The following is a 17,329-nucleotide window of genomic DNA, read 5'->3' on the forward strand; positions in this document are numbered from 1 at the left end:
CAGCGACGGCGGCGCTCAGGGCCGGACAGGACTTCTATCTTAGGACTGTGACTGGTCATAATGGGCACATTACCTCGCACACTTGTTAAGTGGGAGATCGTGTCCGGAGATTTACGGGGCTATTACATGGACATCACCGGTAGAGAACATGCTGTTATATATCTATGACTGGCATCGTCAACTTAACGGAATGTGTAATTCGATGTGCGAATGACGAGCCATGACAGACCGTGATCCATTATATCGCCGCCATCGCTTTCCCGCTGAAGTCATTGCCTAGGCGTTGGTGCATCGGTCGATGAATGAACGGATTCCAGTCTTTGATGCTGTGTCTATGCGGTATTTGTCACGCACCGGACGGATTTCGGGCGCGCGCATGCCAGCATTCGATTGAGGATGGTGCAGCCGATGGCGACTTCCGTCTGTTGCGCGGCGAATGAGCGTGCCCTCAGTCGGTGTCCGATGATCGACTTATAGCGACCGATCGCGGTCTCGACCAGAGATCGCTTGCCGTAGTCGGTAGCGGCCTGCCATTTCATCCGTCCATCGGCGTTGATCGCAGCGATATGACGGTCTCGTTGACAGGAGAGATCGGTGTCCGGCCGTTCCACCGCATTGGCGCGTGGCGGAATGACCACCGCGCCGCCGGCGCTATGCTTGGTGACGGCGTCATAGGTCGGGTTGCCGTCATAAGCGCCATCGGCCGTGAACTGGCCAACGGGGTCGTCGATTTGGTCGAGCAGCGCCCCCACCTGCGTGGCGTCGCCGTCATCTTGGTCGGTCATGACGTGAGCGATGATCTCGCCGCTGTCGGCATCCAGCGCCAGATGCAGTTTCCGCCATCGCCGACGGGACTTGGCACCATGCTTCTCTTCCAGCCATTGGCCGGCGCCATAGATCTCCAAACCGGTGCTGTCGACGAGGACATGGACGGGTTCTTTTCCTGGGAGCCGATGACCTTGCCGCTTGTTCGGCAATCGCCATTTGTTTGCCCGACGGCTCAGCGTCGTATGGTCGAAAACGGCGAGATCCAGTCCCATCAGCCGCAGCACTGACGTCAGAAAGCCCTCGGCCTGGCGCAGGCGCAAGCCGAATACGAGCCCCAGGGTCAGGGCGGTCTCAATCGCCAGATCGGAATAACGCTTTTGGCCTCCTCTTGTCTTGCGTCGTGGCGCTGCCCAACCGTCCACAGCCTCCGACGTCACCCAAACGGTCAGATTGCCGCGTTGGCGAAGACCCGCATCATACTCGGCCCAGTTCGTCACCTTGAACTTCATCTTGCCGATGTGATGACGGCGAGCGGCGTTATGTTTGTGTGGCATCGATGATCAATCAAGCTGTTTTCAATCGCAGCTACATAGGCAGAAACTGTTGAAATTTGGTCCGTGCACCAACGCCTCTCAACGTGCTTCAGGGTCTGAAGCTTGCCGGTGCCGACATGATCATCGGCGTCGATATCAACAATGATCGCAAGGCCTGGGGCGAAAAGTTCGGCATGACCCACTTCGTCAATCCGAAGGAGGTCGGTGACGACATCGTGCCTTACCTCGTCAACCTGACCAAACGCAACGGCGACCTGATCGGCGGGGCTGACTATACCTTCGACTGCACCGGCAACACCAAGGTGATGCGCCAGGCACTGGAAGCATCGCACCGCGGCTGGGGCAAGTCGGTTATCATCGGCGTTGCCGGCGCCGGCCAGGAAATCTCCACCCGTCCGTTCCAGCTGGTCACCGGCCGCAACTGGATGGGCACCGCCTTCGGCGGCGCGCGCGGGCGCACCGACGTGCCGAAGATCGTCGAATGGTACATGCAAGGCAAGATCCAGATCGATCCGATGATCACCCACACCATGCCGCTCGAAGACATCAACAAGGGCTTCGAGCTGATGCATTCGGGCAAGAGCATCCGCGGCGTGGTGGTGTACTGAACCATGAAAACCATCTCGACCGAAAATTCTCACGGCGGCACCCAGGGCGTTTACGTCAATCGCTCGGATGTCTGCGACTGCGACATGACCTTTGCGGTATTCCTGCCGCCGCAGGCCAAAGGACGGAAGCTGCCAGTTCTATGGTACCTTTCCGGTCTGACCTGCACCCATGCGAACGTCATGGACAAGGGCGAGTATCGGCGTCTTGCCGCAGAACTCGGTATTGTCATTGTCTGCCCCGACACCAGTCCGCGGGGCGATGCCATCCCGGACGAACCGGATAATTGGCAGTTTGGCAAGGGTGCCGGCTTCTACGTCGACGCCACCGAGCCGCCGTTCGCACAGAACTATCGGATGTACAGCTACATCGTCGACGAATTGCCGAAGCTTATCGCGGCCGAGTTTCCGGTCGACATGACGCGACAGGGAATCTTCGGTCACTCGATGGGGGGACATGGCGCGATCACGATCGCGCTCAAGAACCCCGAACGCTTCGGCAGTTGCTCGGCCTTCGCACCGATCAGCCATCCCTCGGTCTCCGGCTGGTCAAAGCCGGCATTTCAGAAATACCTCGGATCGGATGAAGCGCGCTGGCGGGCATATGATGCCTGCTCGCTGATCGAAGACGGGCATCGTTTCCCGGAATTTCTCGTCGACCAGGGCACGGCGGATAGCTTCCTGGAGGATGGATTGCGCCCCGAAGAGCTCAGGCAAGCCTGCGAGACGGCCGGCATCAGCCTGCGGCTTCGCATGCAGGAAGGCTACGGCCACTCCTACTTCTTCATTTCGACATTCATGGAAGACCATCTGCGCTGGCACGCGCGGAGGTTGGGAGACTGATTGCAGAGCTTGGCCGGGCATATCGCAAACGGCCCAGAAGGGGAGGAGAAACCCATGACCAGCATAGCCATACATCCGGCAGTGGATTCAGGCTTTCGGGCGACTGACGCTGCTTTCGCAGGCGGGACGCTCGTCTGCAAGTGCGTCAGCAATCCCGTGAAGGTGAGGATCAAGAGCGATATCGCCCACAATCACGCCTGCGGCTGCACAAAGTGCTGGAAGCCCGAGGGCGCAGTCTTTTCGGTCGTGGCGGTCGCGCCGACCGAAAGCGTCGAAGTCCTGGAGAATGGCGATAAGCTCGCCGTCGTCGATTCCGCCGCCTTGATCCAGCGCCACGCCTGCAAGGAATGCGGTGTTCATATGTATGGGCCGGTCGTGCGCGAACATCCGTTCCAGGGATTGTCGTTCGTCCATCCGGAACGCTTCCAGGAAAGCGGCTGGGCGAAGCCTGGCTTTGCGGCCTTCGTGTCGTCGATCATCGAAAGCGGCTTCGACCCCGCGAAGATGGACGCCGTCAGAGCGCAGCTAAGGACGTCCGGCATCGAGCCTTACGATTGCCTAAACCCCGGCCTGATGGACTACATCGCAACCTGGATGGCCAAGAAGAGCGGCGTCCTGGCCGCGTGATCGATCCCGGGGAGCGCCGAGCCGGCGCTCCCCGACAAAACCGCCGCCACCGGATATCGAGATAGGCCGGCAGCGCGCAGCGTTGGTGCGACTATATGGGGGAGGTTTACTACCCGCTAGACTGTACCCCATTAGATCCACGCTCGTTTGAAGGCAGCCTTACGGCCCTACAACTCTCCAACCTAGGAATATCAAAATTTACGGCCGATGCGTTGCGCACAGTTCGCAAGCAGCAGCTTTCGGGTACCGAGGACGTGGTATTTATATTCCCAACGCGGGAGCGCGAACATTTTGGCCATCTCGGTATAGAGGACGATGTAGGACCAGGTGAAATGTATGTCCTTAACTCGTCCGAGCCCTATTGGACCCAGATCGCCAACAAAACGCAGAATGTAACGATTAAGGTGCCGGCGAATTGTGTACGAGAGCGGTTTCCGCTTCTCGACAGAACCTATGGCCGTCGAGACATTGCGAATTCTGGCATGGTCCCGATCGTGGCGCAGTTAGCGCTTCAAACTTTCAATATGGTGCCGCTTGTCGACCAACATGTGCTCAAACGGACCGAAGACAATATCCTCGATTTGATGTGCATCATGCTAGAAACACGCAACGTTAGCGATGTTCCCGAAAGCACTACAGTCGCTCTATCGGATATAACCTTTCAACGGCTTTCGTCTTTCCTTTCACTCCATTTCCGAGACCCCGGCCTGGCGCCTGAGCACGCCGCTACTTCTTTGAGGGTCTCACGGCGGTATGTTCACAAAGTGTACCAAATGCATGGGACGACTTTCGGCCGCGAACTCATGGGACTTCGACTCCGCGAAGCAGATCGCCTGTTGAGAGCACCGTATGGGAAGAACGCCTTACCCGCTTCCTATTTCCGAAGTTGCCTACATCTGTGGCTTTTCCAGTCAATCTCATTTCTCTGCTCGTTACAAAGAGCACTTTGGATTCACGCCAAACGAGCGTCGCTTGAGTCCTTCTGACGGGACAGCCTGATATGCCTGACTAAACAAGCCGAAACCGCGACTGCTCCTGCCCTTTGAACAGCCGCGGGTACTTGTCGCCAGTATGGCGAACTCGATTCTGAACCTCCCAGACGGAGTCGCTAAAAGTAGCGAGTTGGCGGGCCGCGTTGTTCTGCAAGGCAGATCGCATCGCGTAAAACATTTCGCGTCGATAGAGATGAGCGTCGGGCCGATCCCGCATGCCCTGGAGAAACACCAGCATGGCCCGTTCTCCGTCTGTGGCGACGACGTCGTCAATTGTTGGGAAAAGAAAGCCAAACTTCGTTTGACCGCGGCGCCGGCCCTGTTGGTGAGCGGCGATGACCTTATTCAGCTCTGCTTTGTCGGCGCCGGTCATGCACTTGGCGGCGAAATTGAGCAGTAGCTTGTAGTGCTAGATGACGAAGACGAGCGCAAGAAAATTGATGAGTTTTAACTCAGCGCCACCCCGTCTGCACTTTCGAAATCGAAGAACTTCTGGATCGCAAGTGCGGAAGCGCCACGCGACCAGATGTTGTTCTCCCAGTCGATCTCGATCGGCGGCGGCACTTCAAAGCTGTATTGCTTGACTGCTTCGATCATCGGATCAATCAGAGCCTTGCCAAACCGAATGGCTTCCCCGCCAACAATGACCACCTCGGGGTCGACCAGGTCTATCATGCCGACGAGGCGGATGCCGATGTCGCGACCGATCGAACCGAGAAGTTCGACTGCCTGTGGGTCCCCAGATTCTGCAGCTGCCTGCAGGTCGACCGGTTTCTGCTCCGCACTTGTGGCACACAGTTCCACCCACTGCCTTTCGATGGCCGGCTCCGCAAACCGACGGCCCCAGTTCGAAAATGCGTCCGGTTTTACCCCGCCGCCATCGACGGCAAAACCGATTTCACCGGCCGCAAAGCGCGCGCCACGATGGATTTGCCCATGGAAGATCAGCGCCGACCCGACACCCGTGCCGATGATCAGCACGAGCGCCGAAGAGCGCCTGCGTGCTGCGCCGAACAGTTGCTGGGCGATGGCGAATGCATTGACATCGTTATCGACCCAAACAGGAACATGAACCTGCTCGGCAAGGAGGGAGGCGATCGGAACGTTGTGCCAGCCGAACCGGTGGGAGACCCGACAGACACCATGCTCGACGTCTATCAATCCGGGCATCGCGAGCCCCACGCCGATTAGCTTTTCACTGCGCAGAACCTTGTCTGGGATCAGTTGTCGGACCGCCTGCTTGGATGCTTCCGCCACGGTTTCAGGCTCCACGTTTGACAGTGCGATCACCGTGGTGGCCAGCGGTTCTGTAGAAAGATCCGTAAGCACCGCTTCAAGGCGGTCCGACATCAGCTTGAGGCCGATCGAATATCGTGCGGCGTAGTCGAGTTCGACCAGCACCGGTTTGCGCCCGCCCGTGCTTTGGGTGCTCTCGCCCTCTTTCAGAAACCCTTCCTCGATCAACTCGGAGACCAGTCCCGTTATCGCGGCATTGCTAAGGCCAGTTTTTGCGGCCAGCTCCCCGCGGCTCAAGCCCCCTTCCCGGCGCAGGAGATTGAGGGCCAGTCTCCGGTTGAGTGCCTTTGCGGTGCCTTGATCGACTTTAAGTGCCATGCGTCCATCTTATTTCATTAAGTGAAAAAAGTATTGCAATAATCCCCAAGCTGAATTACAAAGCTTGCGAGGATCAATCTCCTGTTGCTGTAGCACAGCCGATTGGCGTCTGGGAGGAGTCCAGACAGTCTTCCAGCAAATCGCGGGCCTACCCGCAGACACGAACATATTCAGGCACGTATGCGCCGGATGTGGTGTGCGATCCCTTTCGCACGCCATGGGTTCCTGCGCGCCCCAAGGTGGAACGAGACAATGACGATTTCCTGGATTTCAACATCTCCGACAGAGCAATGGGTCGCCAAGTCAATCGACCAGCCACTCAGTGCCATGCGCGGTCCGGCGTTGACCACTGGCACAACCATCCTTGAGAATTTCAAAGGCTTTGGTGGTTGCTTCAACGAGCTTGGCTGGAAGGCACTCCAGCTTGTCGACGACAATGCGCGCCAAACCATCCTCGCGGACCTTTTCTCCAAGGACGCCTGTGCATTCAACTACTGCCGCTTGCCGATCGGCGCAAACGACTATTCGGAAATCTGGTACAGCCACAACGAAACGGCTGGCGACTTCGCCATGGCCGATTTCTCCATCGAACGCGACCATCGATATCTGATCCCGTTTATCGAGGCGGCCAGGGAAATGCGGGGCGAAGAGTTGAGCCTCTTTGCCTCGCCCTGGAGCCCGCCGACCTGGATGAAATTTCCGCAGGCCCACAATTACGGCACGCTTGTCTGGCAGCCGGAATACCGCAAGGCCTACGCCGACTATTTCGTCCGATTTGTCCAGGCTTACAGCGACGTTGGCATCGCGATCGATGCCGTGCATGTCCAGAATGAACCGAACTCCGACCAGAAATTCCCGTCCTGTATCTGGACCGGAGCCAAGATGCGCGACTTCATCCGCGATGATCTCGGACCGGCATTCTCGGCAGCTGGCCTGAAGACGGAAATCTGGGCGGGTACGATCGAACGAGGCGACTTCAACGCCTGGGCTGGCACGATCTTTTCCGATGCCGAGGCGGCGGCCTACATCACCGGGGCCGGATTTCAATGGGCCGGAAAACATGCCGTCCAGCGGACGCGTCAGGCATTTCCGGACCTGCCGATCGTTCAGACCGAGAACGAATGCGGCGATGGGGCCAACACATGGGACCATGCTCACCACGTCTTCGACCTGATTCAGCACTATGTTTCAAACGGCACTGAAGCCTACGTCTACTGGAACATGGTTCTTGAGCCGCAGGGAGAGAGTACCTGGGGCTGGCAGCAGAACTCGATGATCACCATCGATCCTGAAAACCTGGCCGTGATCTACAATCCCGAATTCTACCTGATGAAGCACTTCAGCGCCTTCGTCCATCCGGGCGCCCAGGTGCTTGCCACCGTGGGGCCGATGGCGGCAAACGCACTTGCCTTCCGCAATCTTGATGGCACGACCATCTTCGTCATCCAGAATCCAAGCGATGCACCTCGCGACATCCCGCTGTCTCTTGGAGAGGAGACGGCAACATTCACCCTGCCCGCGCGCTCGATCAACACAATCCGTTTTTGACTGTTCTGGTGGACGATCCCCGTCTGCCTTGCTTGAGGAGGAAGTACATGAACCTTTCAATACGCATGCTCAGGAATACCGCGCTTTTTCTGTCGCTATCCGCGTCCACCGTGCTGGCGCAGACGACCGTCAACATCCTGCGCCCGGAAGTACCGGCCAACGAGAAGGCCTATTACGACCAGGTTGTCAGTGAATTTGAGAAGACGCATGCCGGCGTCGACATTGCGTTCGAATACCTCGCAAACGAAGCCTACAAGCAAAAGCTGAGCACGCTTCTGCAATCGGACGCGAAGCCCGACTTGATCTACAGCTGGGCCGGCGGCGTGCTGGCGCAGCAGGCTGAAGCCGGGGTCTTGCAGGATATCACTGCGGTGATGTCGCCGGAGTGGGCGGATAGTCTGTCGGCGGCGAGCCTTGCAGCGTTCACCGTCGACGGCAAGGTCTATGGAATCCCCACCAATGCCAATGAGGTTGTGTTCTGGACCAACACCGACCTCGCCAACAAGGCCGGTATCGATCTGGGTGCCATCAAGACGTGGGACGACTTCCTCGCCGGGGTCAAGAAGGCGAAGGAAGCCGGCATCACGCCGATCCTCGCCGGAGGCAAGGACAAGTGGCCGCTGCACTTCTACTACGGCTACCTGATGGTACGCGAGGCGGGCAAGGACGGATTGGCTGCGGCCATTGCAGGAGAAGGCGATGGTTTTGCGTCAGCACCCTTCGTCAAGGCGGGAGAGGACTTCAAGGCACTTCTCGATCTAGAACCGTTCCAGCCAGGTTTCATGGACACGACCTTCGAGCAGGCGACAGGCATGTTCGGCGACGGGAAGGGTATTTTCCACCTGATGGGCGACTGGGATTACGGCACAGCCAAGCAGAACTCCGCAACGGGCAAGGGTATCCCTGACGAAAAGATGGTGACTATCCGGTTCCCGACTGTTGCCGGCGGTGCCGGGCAGGCAACCGATACCTTCGGCGGCATCAATGGGTTTGCCGTGGTCTCCGGTGCGAAGCCCGAAGCGGTCGAATTCCTGAAATATCTCTCCAACAAGGAGAACCAGGCAAAAGCCGGCGCTGAGGGCCTCTTCATTCCCGTAACCAAGGGTGCGGATGAGCGGATGAGCAATCCCTTCTTCAAGCAGATGTCGGCCGCCCTGGTTGCCTCCAGCTTCCACCAGATCTTCCTCGATCAGGCGTTGGGATCGGATGTCGGGGCGACCATCAACGATGCCGCAGCTGATATCGCACAGGGCGCGGCAACTCCGGAAGAGGCCGCGAAAACGGTCCAGGACGCGTGGTCCGTTCGTTGAATTTCGCATCTCGCCGGCAGGATTGACCTGCCGGCCCCATCCAGTGGAGCGAAGCCATGTCCCATGCAACACCCATACGAATGCAGAAATCCAACTCGATATTCGCCGACCTCATGTCCAGCAAAGGCCAGGCAGTCCTTCTCATGCTGCCGCCAGCCGTCCTGCTCTTTACCCTCTTCGTCGCCTTGCCGCTGTTCGATGCGGCCTATTACAGCCTGTTCAAATGGAACGGCTACGGCACGCCAACTGATTTCGTCGGGGTCGATAATTTCCGCCAGGTCCTCAATCACGGCATCTTCTGGCAGTCCGTTCGCAACACATTGATCGTGCTCGCTGTTTCGCTGTTCATCCAGCTGCCGCTCGCACTCGGCCTCGCGCTGATGATCTATGAGAAGACGCCCGCGAATACGTTGTTCCGGCTGGTCTTCTTCCTGCCCTACATCCTGGCGGAAATCGCCTCCGGATTGATCTGGAGCTTCGTCTTCGACGGTAATTCTGGCGTCGCGAGCGCCGTGTTCAAGTCGCTCGGGATGGCCCCCGTCTTCATTCTCGCCGATCGCACTTGGGCCTTTCTCGCCATCACGCTGGTGGTGGTGTGGAAATATTTCGGGTTCCACATGATGATTTTCGGCCTCTGAACATTAAAGGGGCACAGATATACGGTAGGCCGATCATAAGGTGAACGAGACGGGTCGGAAGCCGGTATCGTCGAGCGCGGGCTTTTCTTCCCATAGGTAATCACCGGTGAGATTTACGTGTTCCCATGAGAGCGGCGACAGGCTGGCAAGCAGGGGCTCGGCGACTGGCTGCCCGGTATTTCGAAGGACATCGACGACACGGCCCGTATAGATCGTGTTCCAGTGAATGATAGCGGTGACGATCAGATTGAGGGCCGACGCTCGGATTGACAAGTTTTCCTGGCTTCGATCACGGAACCGGCCGAGACGGTGGAGATTGACGGCACGCACGAGACTGTTGCGGCTCTCCCCTTTATTCAGCTCTGCAGTTGTTGTCTTCCGAAGATCCTCGTCATTGATCCAGTCGAGCGTGAACAGGGTCCGCTCGATCCGGCCCATGTGACGTAGCGCCTGGGCGAGACCGCTCTGCCTCGTGGTTGCGGACAATCGCTTGAGCATGAGCGAGGCACTGACGGTGCGCGTTTGCAACGAGGTCATCAGGCGCAAAATATCGTCCCAATGCACCCGGATCAGGTCGGCGTCGATGCGGTCGCCCATGACATTCTGAAGAATGCCATACTGTTTTGCAGGCCTAAAGCCATAGAGGCATCGCCCATCGAGATCGGGAATGCGAGGCACGAAAGCAAAGCCGAGCGCATGGCAGAATGCAAAGACGAGATCGCTGACGCCGCCGCCATCGACGTGATGGCGGACGATATTGAGACCTGCATCGGTTTCAAGAAGAGCATCGAGAACATGGACCGCTTCGCTTGCCGTCGCAGCGATGATCTTTGTGTGGAACGGAGCATAGCGGCCCGAGATCGCCGTGTAGAGCTTGATGATCGGGTTGGTTCCGTAATGACCGTTGACACCGCCGGCGACTTCACCGCCATCGCCAAGATGGATATGCTGTCCATCGGAGGAGGAGACGGTGTGAGAACCAAAGACGGCCGCGAACGGGGCGGCATGTTGGGCCTCGACGAGCTTGGCAAGCGCCAGGGTGAACGTCTCCTCCCTGAAGTGCCATATCGCCATCTGCTGTAGCTGGCGGCGTGTTATGCCGGGGCAGGCGAGCGCCATCTTCGAAAAGCCGAGATTTGTGGCTTCGGCGATGAGCGCTGCATAGAACACACGCATGTCGTTCGGCGTCCGTCCGGTCTGAAGATGCTCAAACAGGGAGCTGAAGCCGGTCATTCGATCAATATCGGCGACGAGGTCCGTCAGCCGGATCGGCGGCATGGCTGCTGCCACTCGTTTTGCGAATGCGAGTGCAGCTTCGGTCTCGGCGGTTTTGACCGCGGGTACTCGCAACCCCTTTGCGCCGATGCGCGTGTCGCCCCGACCGGTCTCCAAACGGTTCGCTGCCTCGCGCAGTTTCTGGTCCAGCGCTTCGGCTTTCTGAGCGAGATAGATCTCGACATCGATCGGAATTGCGACGGGGATTCGGGCCTCGGCCTTGATGATGGCATAGGTCTGGTGCGAGATCATGTCCTCGTCGAGCGCGCGGTAGGTGCGCGACCCTTTTATCCAGATCTCGTTGGCAGCAATCCGGTTCTTCAGTTCGACAATGATGAAGAGTTCCAGCATTCTCTGATCGATCGAGCCGTCCGCTGCCAGGATTATCTTGATCCAGCGCTTGTCGACCAGATCGCGCGCGTTCGCAATCCAGGGCGGATTTGTCGAGCGACGGCGACCTTTTCCTGCGACCTTCATTTGCATCACGATGCCGATGAAGTCGCGGTTTTGACGGTTCCCCTCGAAGGTGAACGCTGTCAGGAACGGAGCTGAGAACCGCCGGATGCGCGCATATTGGGCCGGCAGGTAGGCGATCAGATCGTCATCTTTGCGGGTACGAGAGGCCGCTTTTGCAGCTGCGGTCGCCTGCATCAACTGGTCCCAACTGCTGACAGCGTTGACTGCCTCATCCAGGGAAAGCCCGGTTTCGCGTTTGGTGGAAATCGCCTCTCCGAAGCTTACGAAGAAATCCAGAGCCGATGTCGCCGATGAGGCATTTTCCAGTAGTTGCCTGTCGCGCTCAGCCTCTGCCCGCCGGAATGACTTGCCAATCAGGACCTCGAACATGCCGATCGCTGCATCAGTGAGCGCAATTTCCATCTCCAGAAGGAAGGCTACAAGTGTTGCATACCGGCGGCCTGACCGCATTTGCTCGAAATTCTGGGCTGTCAGGCGGCGACCTTCCTGTGCCATGCGACGCACACGGTGGGCAGGGACGACCTGGAGCACATTGTTGGAAAGCCCGACATGACGCACCGCCTCAAGCCGATCAATCAATCCTCGCATGGCAGCTTCGCCGGCTTTTCCGGGCGGTTCGCGTAACCAGGAGATCCCACTTTGACGGATACGCGGTCCCATACCCAACAAGGCCTCCATCCTGACGACCAGATCTGGAGGCAGTCTCGCGGCAACATCGGCGAACAGCGCTTCCTCCGCTTCGGTGCAGGCTTGCCCTGCCAACCGTTCGATCACCGTGATGCCGGGAATGACAATACGCCGACGGCGCATCTCATCGGCGAGCGCTGTGACAACGAATTTGTCCTTGGTCGAGGCGATCGCCACACCTCGCGCGAAAGCAAGCAGGTCAGCTCGTAGGGGGTGGCTCAGTTCGGTGAACCCGTAGTGTTGACGTAGGATGGCCAGTTGTTCGTAGCGCGTGGGCGTTCTTCGTGCGAAACTTGCCAGCGCCTCTGGTTCGATGCTGAGCTGCTCGGCCAGAAAGGCGAGCGCGCTCTCCGGGATCACCTCCCCACGCTGGATCAGTCGTCCGGGATAGCGAAGGGCACAGAGCTGAAGGGCCAAACCCAACCGAGTATCGTCACGCCGGCGTGTTTCGAGAAGACGCTGGTCTTCGTCATTGAGGCTCCAATGGCGGATCAGGGTGTCGTCGTCGGCGGGCAGGGCGAGAAAACTTTGCCGTTCGGCATCCGTCAAAATCATTCGGCGAGGCATCGGCACTCCATCTGTCACAAAAAGACCGGAGATAACCGTTCACAGAGCTTACATTGCAAGACGGGTTATGTGACAATCTACAGGCTTTGCCGCCGCGAAATGAAAATTGTCACACAGACGGACGTATAAATGACAGCTCTGATCGGATATGCGCGGGTGTCGAAAGCCGACGGCAGCCAAGTCCATGACCTCCAGCGCGATGCGCTGATCAAGGCTGGCGTCGAGGTCGATAACGTCTATGAGGATTCCGCCTCGGGCAAGCAAGATGATCGTCCCGGTCTAGCGGCTTGCTTGAAGGCGCTGCGCGCTGGCGACACGCTCGCGGTCTGGAAGCTTGACCGTCTCGGTCGTGACCTGCGTCACCTCGTCAATCTCGTGGACGACCTCACAAAGAGGAACATCGGTCTGAAAGTACTCGCAGGCGAAGGCGCATCGATCGACACTTCCACAGCGAACGGCCGGCTGGTGTTCGGAATATTTGCCGCTCTTGCCGAATTTGAGCGGGCACTGATCATCGAGCGGACCAAAGCAGGCCTAGCGGCAGCCCGAGCGCGTGGCCGGAATGGCGGGGCGCCATTCAAAATGACCCCCGCGAAAGTACGCCTTGCTCAAGCAATGATGGGAAAACCTGAGACGAAGGTGGCCGATCTCTGCGCAGAACTCGGCATCACCCGTCAGACCTTATACCGGTTTGTTGGCCCCAAGGGTGAGTTGCGGGGCGATGGTGAACGTCTGCTCGGACGGAAAAAGATCACTTTGGGAGTAAGAAAATGAAAGAATTGGAGGGAGGGCGAGCAGGGCAGATTTGGCGCGACGGAAATACCGTCAGGAGGCCATCTGGTCCTTGGACGCCGACAGTGCATCGGTTCTTGCGCCATTTGCAAAACAGCGGCTTTACTGCTGCACCAATTCCTGTCGAACTAACGAAACATCAAGAAACCGTAAGTTACGTCGAAGGGCGCGTTTGTGAGAATTTGGCGGATCGATTTGTTGGTTCGGAGCGGATGCTACACTCTGCAGGCGAGCTTCTGCGCAAATTCCATTCAGCTTCGCGTGGGTTCCTGGACGTTGATCGCGAGATCCAGACGTGGATGCTACCACCACAAGAACCTCCCGAGATTATCTGCCACGGTGACTTTGCACCCTACAATGTCGCAACTGAGGGCGATGTGGCTGTGGGGATCATTGATTTCGACACCGCACATCCAGCGCCAGCCTTATGGGATCTGGCATATGCAGTTTACAGATGGGCGCCATTGTCTGACCCCTCCAACCAAGGCGTTGTGTTAGATGTCCGTGAACAATTGCATCGCGCAAGCATCTTTTGTGCATCCTATGGCGCGACAGCCGACGAAAAGCTCAGGCTTCCGGAGGCGATCTGCGGACGACTGCAAGCATTGGTGGATTTCATGCATTCAAGAGCAGAAGCGGGAGACTTAACCTTCGTGGAGGACGTGGAGGCTGGCGACGCCGCCATATACCTCAGGGACATAGAGTACGTGCAGAAAAATCGTGATCGGCTGTTGTCAGCACTCGGCTGACCAGAAATGAAAACCATCCCGTATATCTGTGCCCCTTTAATGTTCGGGGGCCATTCGTGCTCGCCAATCCCGAGATGGCCGAGCATCCCTTTTTTAGCATGCATCCGGAGTGGGCGAGAATCCCCATGGTCTGTCTGGCGACCGCGGCAACGGTCATCGCCAGTCAGGCGGTGATTTCCGGCGCTTATTCCCTCGTCCGCCAAGCGATGCACCTCAACCTGCTTCCGCGCCTGCGCATCCTCCACACCTCCGAAACGCAATCCGGACAGATCTTCATGCCGCAGGTGAACAACCTGCTGTTCATCTTCGTGGCTGCACTTGTGCTCTTCTTCCGAAACTCAAGCGGCCTTTCCGCCGCCTACGGTATCGCCGTGACAGGCGAAATGTTAATCACTTCGATCCTCCTGTTCATCGTGATGCGCCGGATCTGGAGTTGGAGGTTGGCGACCGCTCTTGCCGTCATTGTACCAATGTCACTGATCGACGCCGGATTTCTAGCCGCCAACATCGCGAAGTTCGCAGAAGGCGGATGGGTTCCCGTTGCGGTGGCGACAACGATGGCGCTCGTAATGCAGACATGGACGGCGGGACGTCGGCTGCTTGCTGCTCGCACCAAGGCCGACGAAATCCCACTTTCGGCGATCATTGACAATCTGGCCCGGAAGAAGCCGCCCACGGTGCCTGGGACTGCGATGTTCTTGACAAGCGACATCGAAGGCGCGCCGACCGCCCTTCTCCATAGCCTGAAACACTACAAGGTGCTCCATGAGCAGAACGTCATTCTCAGCGTCGTCACTTCGACTATGCCGTTCGTCCCGGAGGATGAGAAAATCTCCCTTGAAAGCTTCAATCCCCACTTCAGCCGGTTGGTGATCACGTTCGGCTACATGGAGACACCCAACATCCCTCGTGCGCTCGTCCTCGCCCGCAAGCTCGGTCTTAAGTTCGATATCATGTCGACCTCGTTCTTCTTGTCCCGCCGAACGATCCTGCCGTCGAAGAAAGGCGGCATGCCGTTCTGGCAGGACCGGCTGTTCATCTCGCTTGCGCAGAATGCCAGCAATGCGACAGACTATTTCGGGCTGCCGTCGGGGCGAGTGGTCGAACTCGGGCTACAGACAACCATCTAGCGGCTGTCGATGAGCGCCGGTCTCCCATCATGTTGCGAGGAACGCCAGTTTGTCCGTGTTCGATCTGATTTCGTTGCTCCTGGTTCTCACCGCCGGGTTTGCCTGGGTCAACCATCGCTATTTCAAGCTTCCCCCCTCGATCGGGATCCTTGTGATGGGACTTGCGGCGTCGGCGTTGCTGGTTCTGCTGGAGCTTTCCATTCCGAATGCTTCCATCTACGCGGACGTCGCGGCTCTTGTGCGACAGGTCGATTTCCAGACGACCGTCATGAACGGGCTTCTCGCCTTCCTGCTGTTTGCTGGCTCGCTCCACGTCGATTTTTCCGCCCTTCGGTCACGAGTCGCCGTCGTCGGTGCGATGGCCACCATCGGCGTGCTCCTATCAACGGTGCTTATCGGCATCGCGATGTGGGTCCTGGCGGCCCTGTTTGGCACAGAGCTGCCATTCCTGTGGGCGCTGGTGTTCGGCGCATTGATCAGCCCCACGGATCCGGTGGCGGTTCTCTCGACGCTCAAAGCCATCAAGGTTCCGCAAGCGCTCGAGACGGACATGGCGGGTGAGTCTCTGTTCAACGACGGCGTCGGGGTCGTCGTGTTCACCGCATTGCTGGCGCTGGCGAGCGGCGGCGCAGACGTCGGCGCGGCGCAGGTCGCGGAACTCTTCGTCGTGGAGGCACTGGGAGGGGCAGTGGTCGGCCTGGTATCGGGTTATGCCGCATACCGGGCGATGAGGGCGATCGACGACTATCCCGTCGAGGTGTTGATATCCATCGCGCTGGCGATGGGTTGTTATTCCCTCGCCTCTGCACTGCATATGAGCGGCCCGATTGCCGTCGTGGTCGCCGGAATCCTGGTTGGCAACCGCGGCCCGAAAGACGCGCTCAGCGACATGACACAGCGATATCTCTTCGGCTTCTGGACCCTGGTGGATCAGATCCTGAACTCGGTCCTCTTCCTCCTTATCGGACTTGAGGTCCTTGTACTGCGCTACGAATCGACGATCCTGCCCCTCGCCCTTGCCGCCATACCGGTGGCGCTTGCGGCCCGCTTCGCGTCGACCATCATTCCTGTGACCCTGCTCCGCAGACAGTACGACTTCGTCCGCGGCACGGTAATCGTCCTCGTCTGGGGAGGTCTCAGGGGCGGCATATCGATCGCCTTGGCACTGTCCCTTCCGGAAACGCCCTTCAAGGCTGCCCTGCTTGCCGCGACTTATGCCGTCGTGATCTTCACGATCGTCGTTCAGGGACTGACACTGGGAAAAGTCGCCAGCCGCTCGTTGCGGGCGTCCGGCCCTTCAATGTAGAGAACCGCAGTGGCTTTAAGTGGACGACGACATGAATATCAGCAAGAGGTGGATTCCTTTCGTAATCGCAGTCCTGGCTCTCCTCGCCGTAGCGCAAATCGCGATAGTAGGCGCGGGGGCGATGGGATGGTTCGGCTCCTAGTGAGATGGCCGTTCACAAAGACCGCCCCCGAGCGGCCCGGTCACATTGGCAACCACGCTACGATGATCCAGCGAGGTGACGGCGCAATGAGAGTAGCCATTCATACGCTCGGCACGCGCGGAGACATTCAGCCCTATATCGCTCTGGCATTGGGATTGATCGAGCGAGGACATCGAGTATAGCTTGCCGCTCCCGTTCAGTTCGAGAGCATGGTGCGGGACTATGGCGTCGCTTTCGCCCCCCTGCCCGGAGAGTTTGTTGCTCTTCTCAACACGCCGGCAGGAAAGGCGGCGATCGCCGGCGGCAAGGGCTTCAGTGCCGGCTTCAAGCTGCTCAAGTATGCACGTCCGATGATGCGAAGCCTGTTCGACGCGGAATGGAAAGCAGCCCAGGCCTTCACGCCCGATATTTTCGTGCATCATCCCAAAGCAATCGCGGCGCCACATATGGCGGAGGCGCTGCAGTGCCCATTTATTCTGGCCTCACCCTGCCGGGTTTTACGCCAACCTCCGCTTTTCCCACCCCGATGTTGCCTTTCAAAGATCTAGGCTGGTTCAACCGGATAAGCTCAATCAATCTGCTGCTCGCGCGGCTGCGGTCATTGCTTGAGCGACAGCGGCGGTTCATTTCCGATGCGGCCCATGAATTGCGCAGGCCCCTCTCGGTACTCCAGATTCGAATCGACAACCTTCGACACGACGACGC

General features: G+C 58.4%; 13 protein-coding genes and 4 pseudogenes. 13 read left to right on the top strand and 4 right to left on the bottom strand.

The genetic code is table 11. The features are described from left to right. Positions 1 to 332 precede the first annotated feature (332 nt). Positions 333 to 1,322 (bottom strand): IS5 family transposase, encoded by a 990-nt coding sequence (locus tag GR197_RS30475; protein WP_131711132.1) that lies wholly within the window; start codon positions 1,320 to 1,322, stop codon positions 333 to 335. Between the two features lie 77 nt (positions 1,323 to 1,399). On the opposite strand from GR197_RS30475, the pseudogene GR197_RS30480 reads away from it, so the two are divergent. The 5 genes and pseudogenes from GR197_RS30480 to GR197_RS32925 form a co-directional block, all read left to right on the top strand. Beyond that, positions 1,400 to 1,930: pseudogene (locus GR197_RS30480) on the top strand (zinc-binding dehydrogenase); the annotation flags it as partial. 3 nt (positions 1,931 to 1,933) lie between these two features. Then, positions 1,934 to 2,770 carry an S-formylglutathione hydrolase gene (gene fghA, locus GR197_RS30485; RefSeq protein ID WP_018480244.1) on the top strand — a complete coding sequence of 279 codons (837 nt, stop codon included), beginning with the start codon at positions 1,934 to 1,936 and terminating at the stop codon, positions 2,768 to 2,770. Between the two features lie 54 nt (positions 2,771 to 2,824). Next, positions 2,825 to 3,397: an S-(hydroxymethyl)glutathione synthase gene (gfa, locus tag GR197_RS30490; protein ID WP_130763002.1), complete on the top strand. Its 573-nt coding sequence runs from the start codon at positions 2,825 to 2,827 to the stop codon at positions 3,395 to 3,397. A 95-nt stretch (positions 3,398 to 3,492) separates the two neighbouring features. Beyond that, a pseudogene (locus GR197_RS32920) lies at positions 3,493 to 3,870 on the top strand (hypothetical protein); the annotation flags it as partial. Between the two features lie 376 nt (positions 3,871 to 4,246). Further along, positions 4,247 to 4,396 (top strand): helix-turn-helix domain-containing protein, encoded by a 150-nt coding sequence (locus GR197_RS32925; protein WP_226306680.1) that lies wholly within the window; start codon positions 4,247 to 4,249, stop codon positions 4,394 to 4,396. Positions 4,397 to 4,405: 9 nt separating this feature from the next. On the opposite strand, the gene GR197_RS30500 is transcribed toward GR197_RS32925, so the two are convergent. Beyond that, positions 4,406 to 4,762: a hypothetical protein gene (locus GR197_RS30500; RefSeq protein WP_018480551.1), complete on the bottom strand. Its 357-nt coding sequence runs from the start codon at positions 4,760 to 4,762 to the stop codon at positions 4,406 to 4,408. Positions 4,763 to 4,836: 74 nt separating this feature from the next. Then, complete coding sequence (locus GR197_RS30505; protein ID WP_026236621.1) at positions 4,837 to 6,003, bottom strand: ROK family transcriptional regulator; 1,167 nt, start codon at positions 6,001 to 6,003, stop codon at positions 4,837 to 4,839. A 252-nt stretch (positions 6,004 to 6,255) separates the two neighbouring features. Between GR197_RS30505 and GR197_RS30510 the strand changes: the two genes are divergently transcribed. From GR197_RS30510 to GR197_RS30520, 3 genes are read left to right on the top strand one after another with little or no spacing between them, the layout of a single operon-like run. Further along, on the top strand, positions 6,256 to 7,551 hold the full coding sequence (locus tag GR197_RS30510) for a glycoside hydrolase family 30 protein (protein ID WP_018480550.1): 1,296 nt from the start codon (positions 6,256 to 6,258) through the stop codon (positions 7,549 to 7,551). 47 nt (positions 7,552 to 7,598) lie between these two features. After that, entirely contained in the window at positions 7,599 to 8,861 is a 1,263-nt protein-coding gene (locus GR197_RS30515) for an extracellular solute-binding protein (protein WP_018480549.1), read from the top strand. 56 nt (positions 8,862 to 8,917) lie between these two features. Further along, positions 8,918 to 9,499: a carbohydrate ABC transporter permease gene (locus GR197_RS30520; protein WP_246724732.1), complete on the top strand. Its 582-nt coding sequence runs from the start codon at positions 8,918 to 8,920 to the stop codon at positions 9,497 to 9,499. 33 nt (positions 9,500 to 9,532) lie between these two features. On the opposite strand, the gene GR197_RS30525 is transcribed toward GR197_RS30520, so the two are convergent. Next, positions 9,533 to 12,505, bottom strand: coding sequence for a Tn3 family transposase (locus GR197_RS30525; RefSeq protein ID WP_164016355.1), 2,973 nt, complete (start codon positions 12,503 to 12,505; stop codon positions 9,533 to 9,535). 129 nt (positions 12,506 to 12,634) lie between these two features. Here GR197_RS30525 and GR197_RS30530 point away from each other — a divergent pair, with 129 nt between their 5' ends. From GR197_RS30530 to GR197_RS32930, 5 genes and pseudogenes are all read left to right on the top strand, one after another. Continuing rightward, on the top strand, positions 12,635 to 13,279 hold the full coding sequence (locus GR197_RS30530; protein ID WP_164016334.1) for a recombinase family protein: 645 nt from the start codon (positions 12,635 to 12,637) through the stop codon (positions 13,277 to 13,279). Next, positions 13,276 to 14,046: a phosphotransferase enzyme family protein gene (locus GR197_RS30535; protein WP_164016336.1), complete on the top strand. Its 771-nt coding sequence runs from the start codon at positions 13,276 to 13,278 to the stop codon at positions 14,044 to 14,046. The genes GR197_RS30530 and GR197_RS30535 overlap by 4 nt, the downstream gene beginning before the upstream one ends. Positions 14,047 to 14,093: 47 nt before the next feature. Continuing rightward, positions 14,094 to 15,176 (top strand): annotated as a pseudogene (locus GR197_RS30540) (KUP/HAK/KT family potassium transporter); the annotation flags it as partial. 49 nt (positions 15,177 to 15,225) lie between these two features. Next, positions 15,226 to 16,482: a cation:proton antiporter gene (locus GR197_RS30545; protein ID WP_164016338.1), complete on the top strand. Its 1,257-nt coding sequence runs from the start codon at positions 15,226 to 15,228 to the stop codon at positions 16,480 to 16,482. Positions 16,483 to 16,710: 228 nt separating this feature from the next. Further along, positions 16,711 to 17,198 (top strand): annotated as a pseudogene (locus GR197_RS32930) (glycosyltransferase); the annotation flags it as partial. Between the last annotated feature and the right edge of the window lie 131 nt (positions 17,199 to 17,329).

This window comes from Rhizobium phaseoli, assembly GCF_010668805.1.
GTDB lineage: Bacteria > Pseudomonadota > Alphaproteobacteria > Rhizobiales > Rhizobiaceae > Rhizobium > Rhizobium phaseoli_A.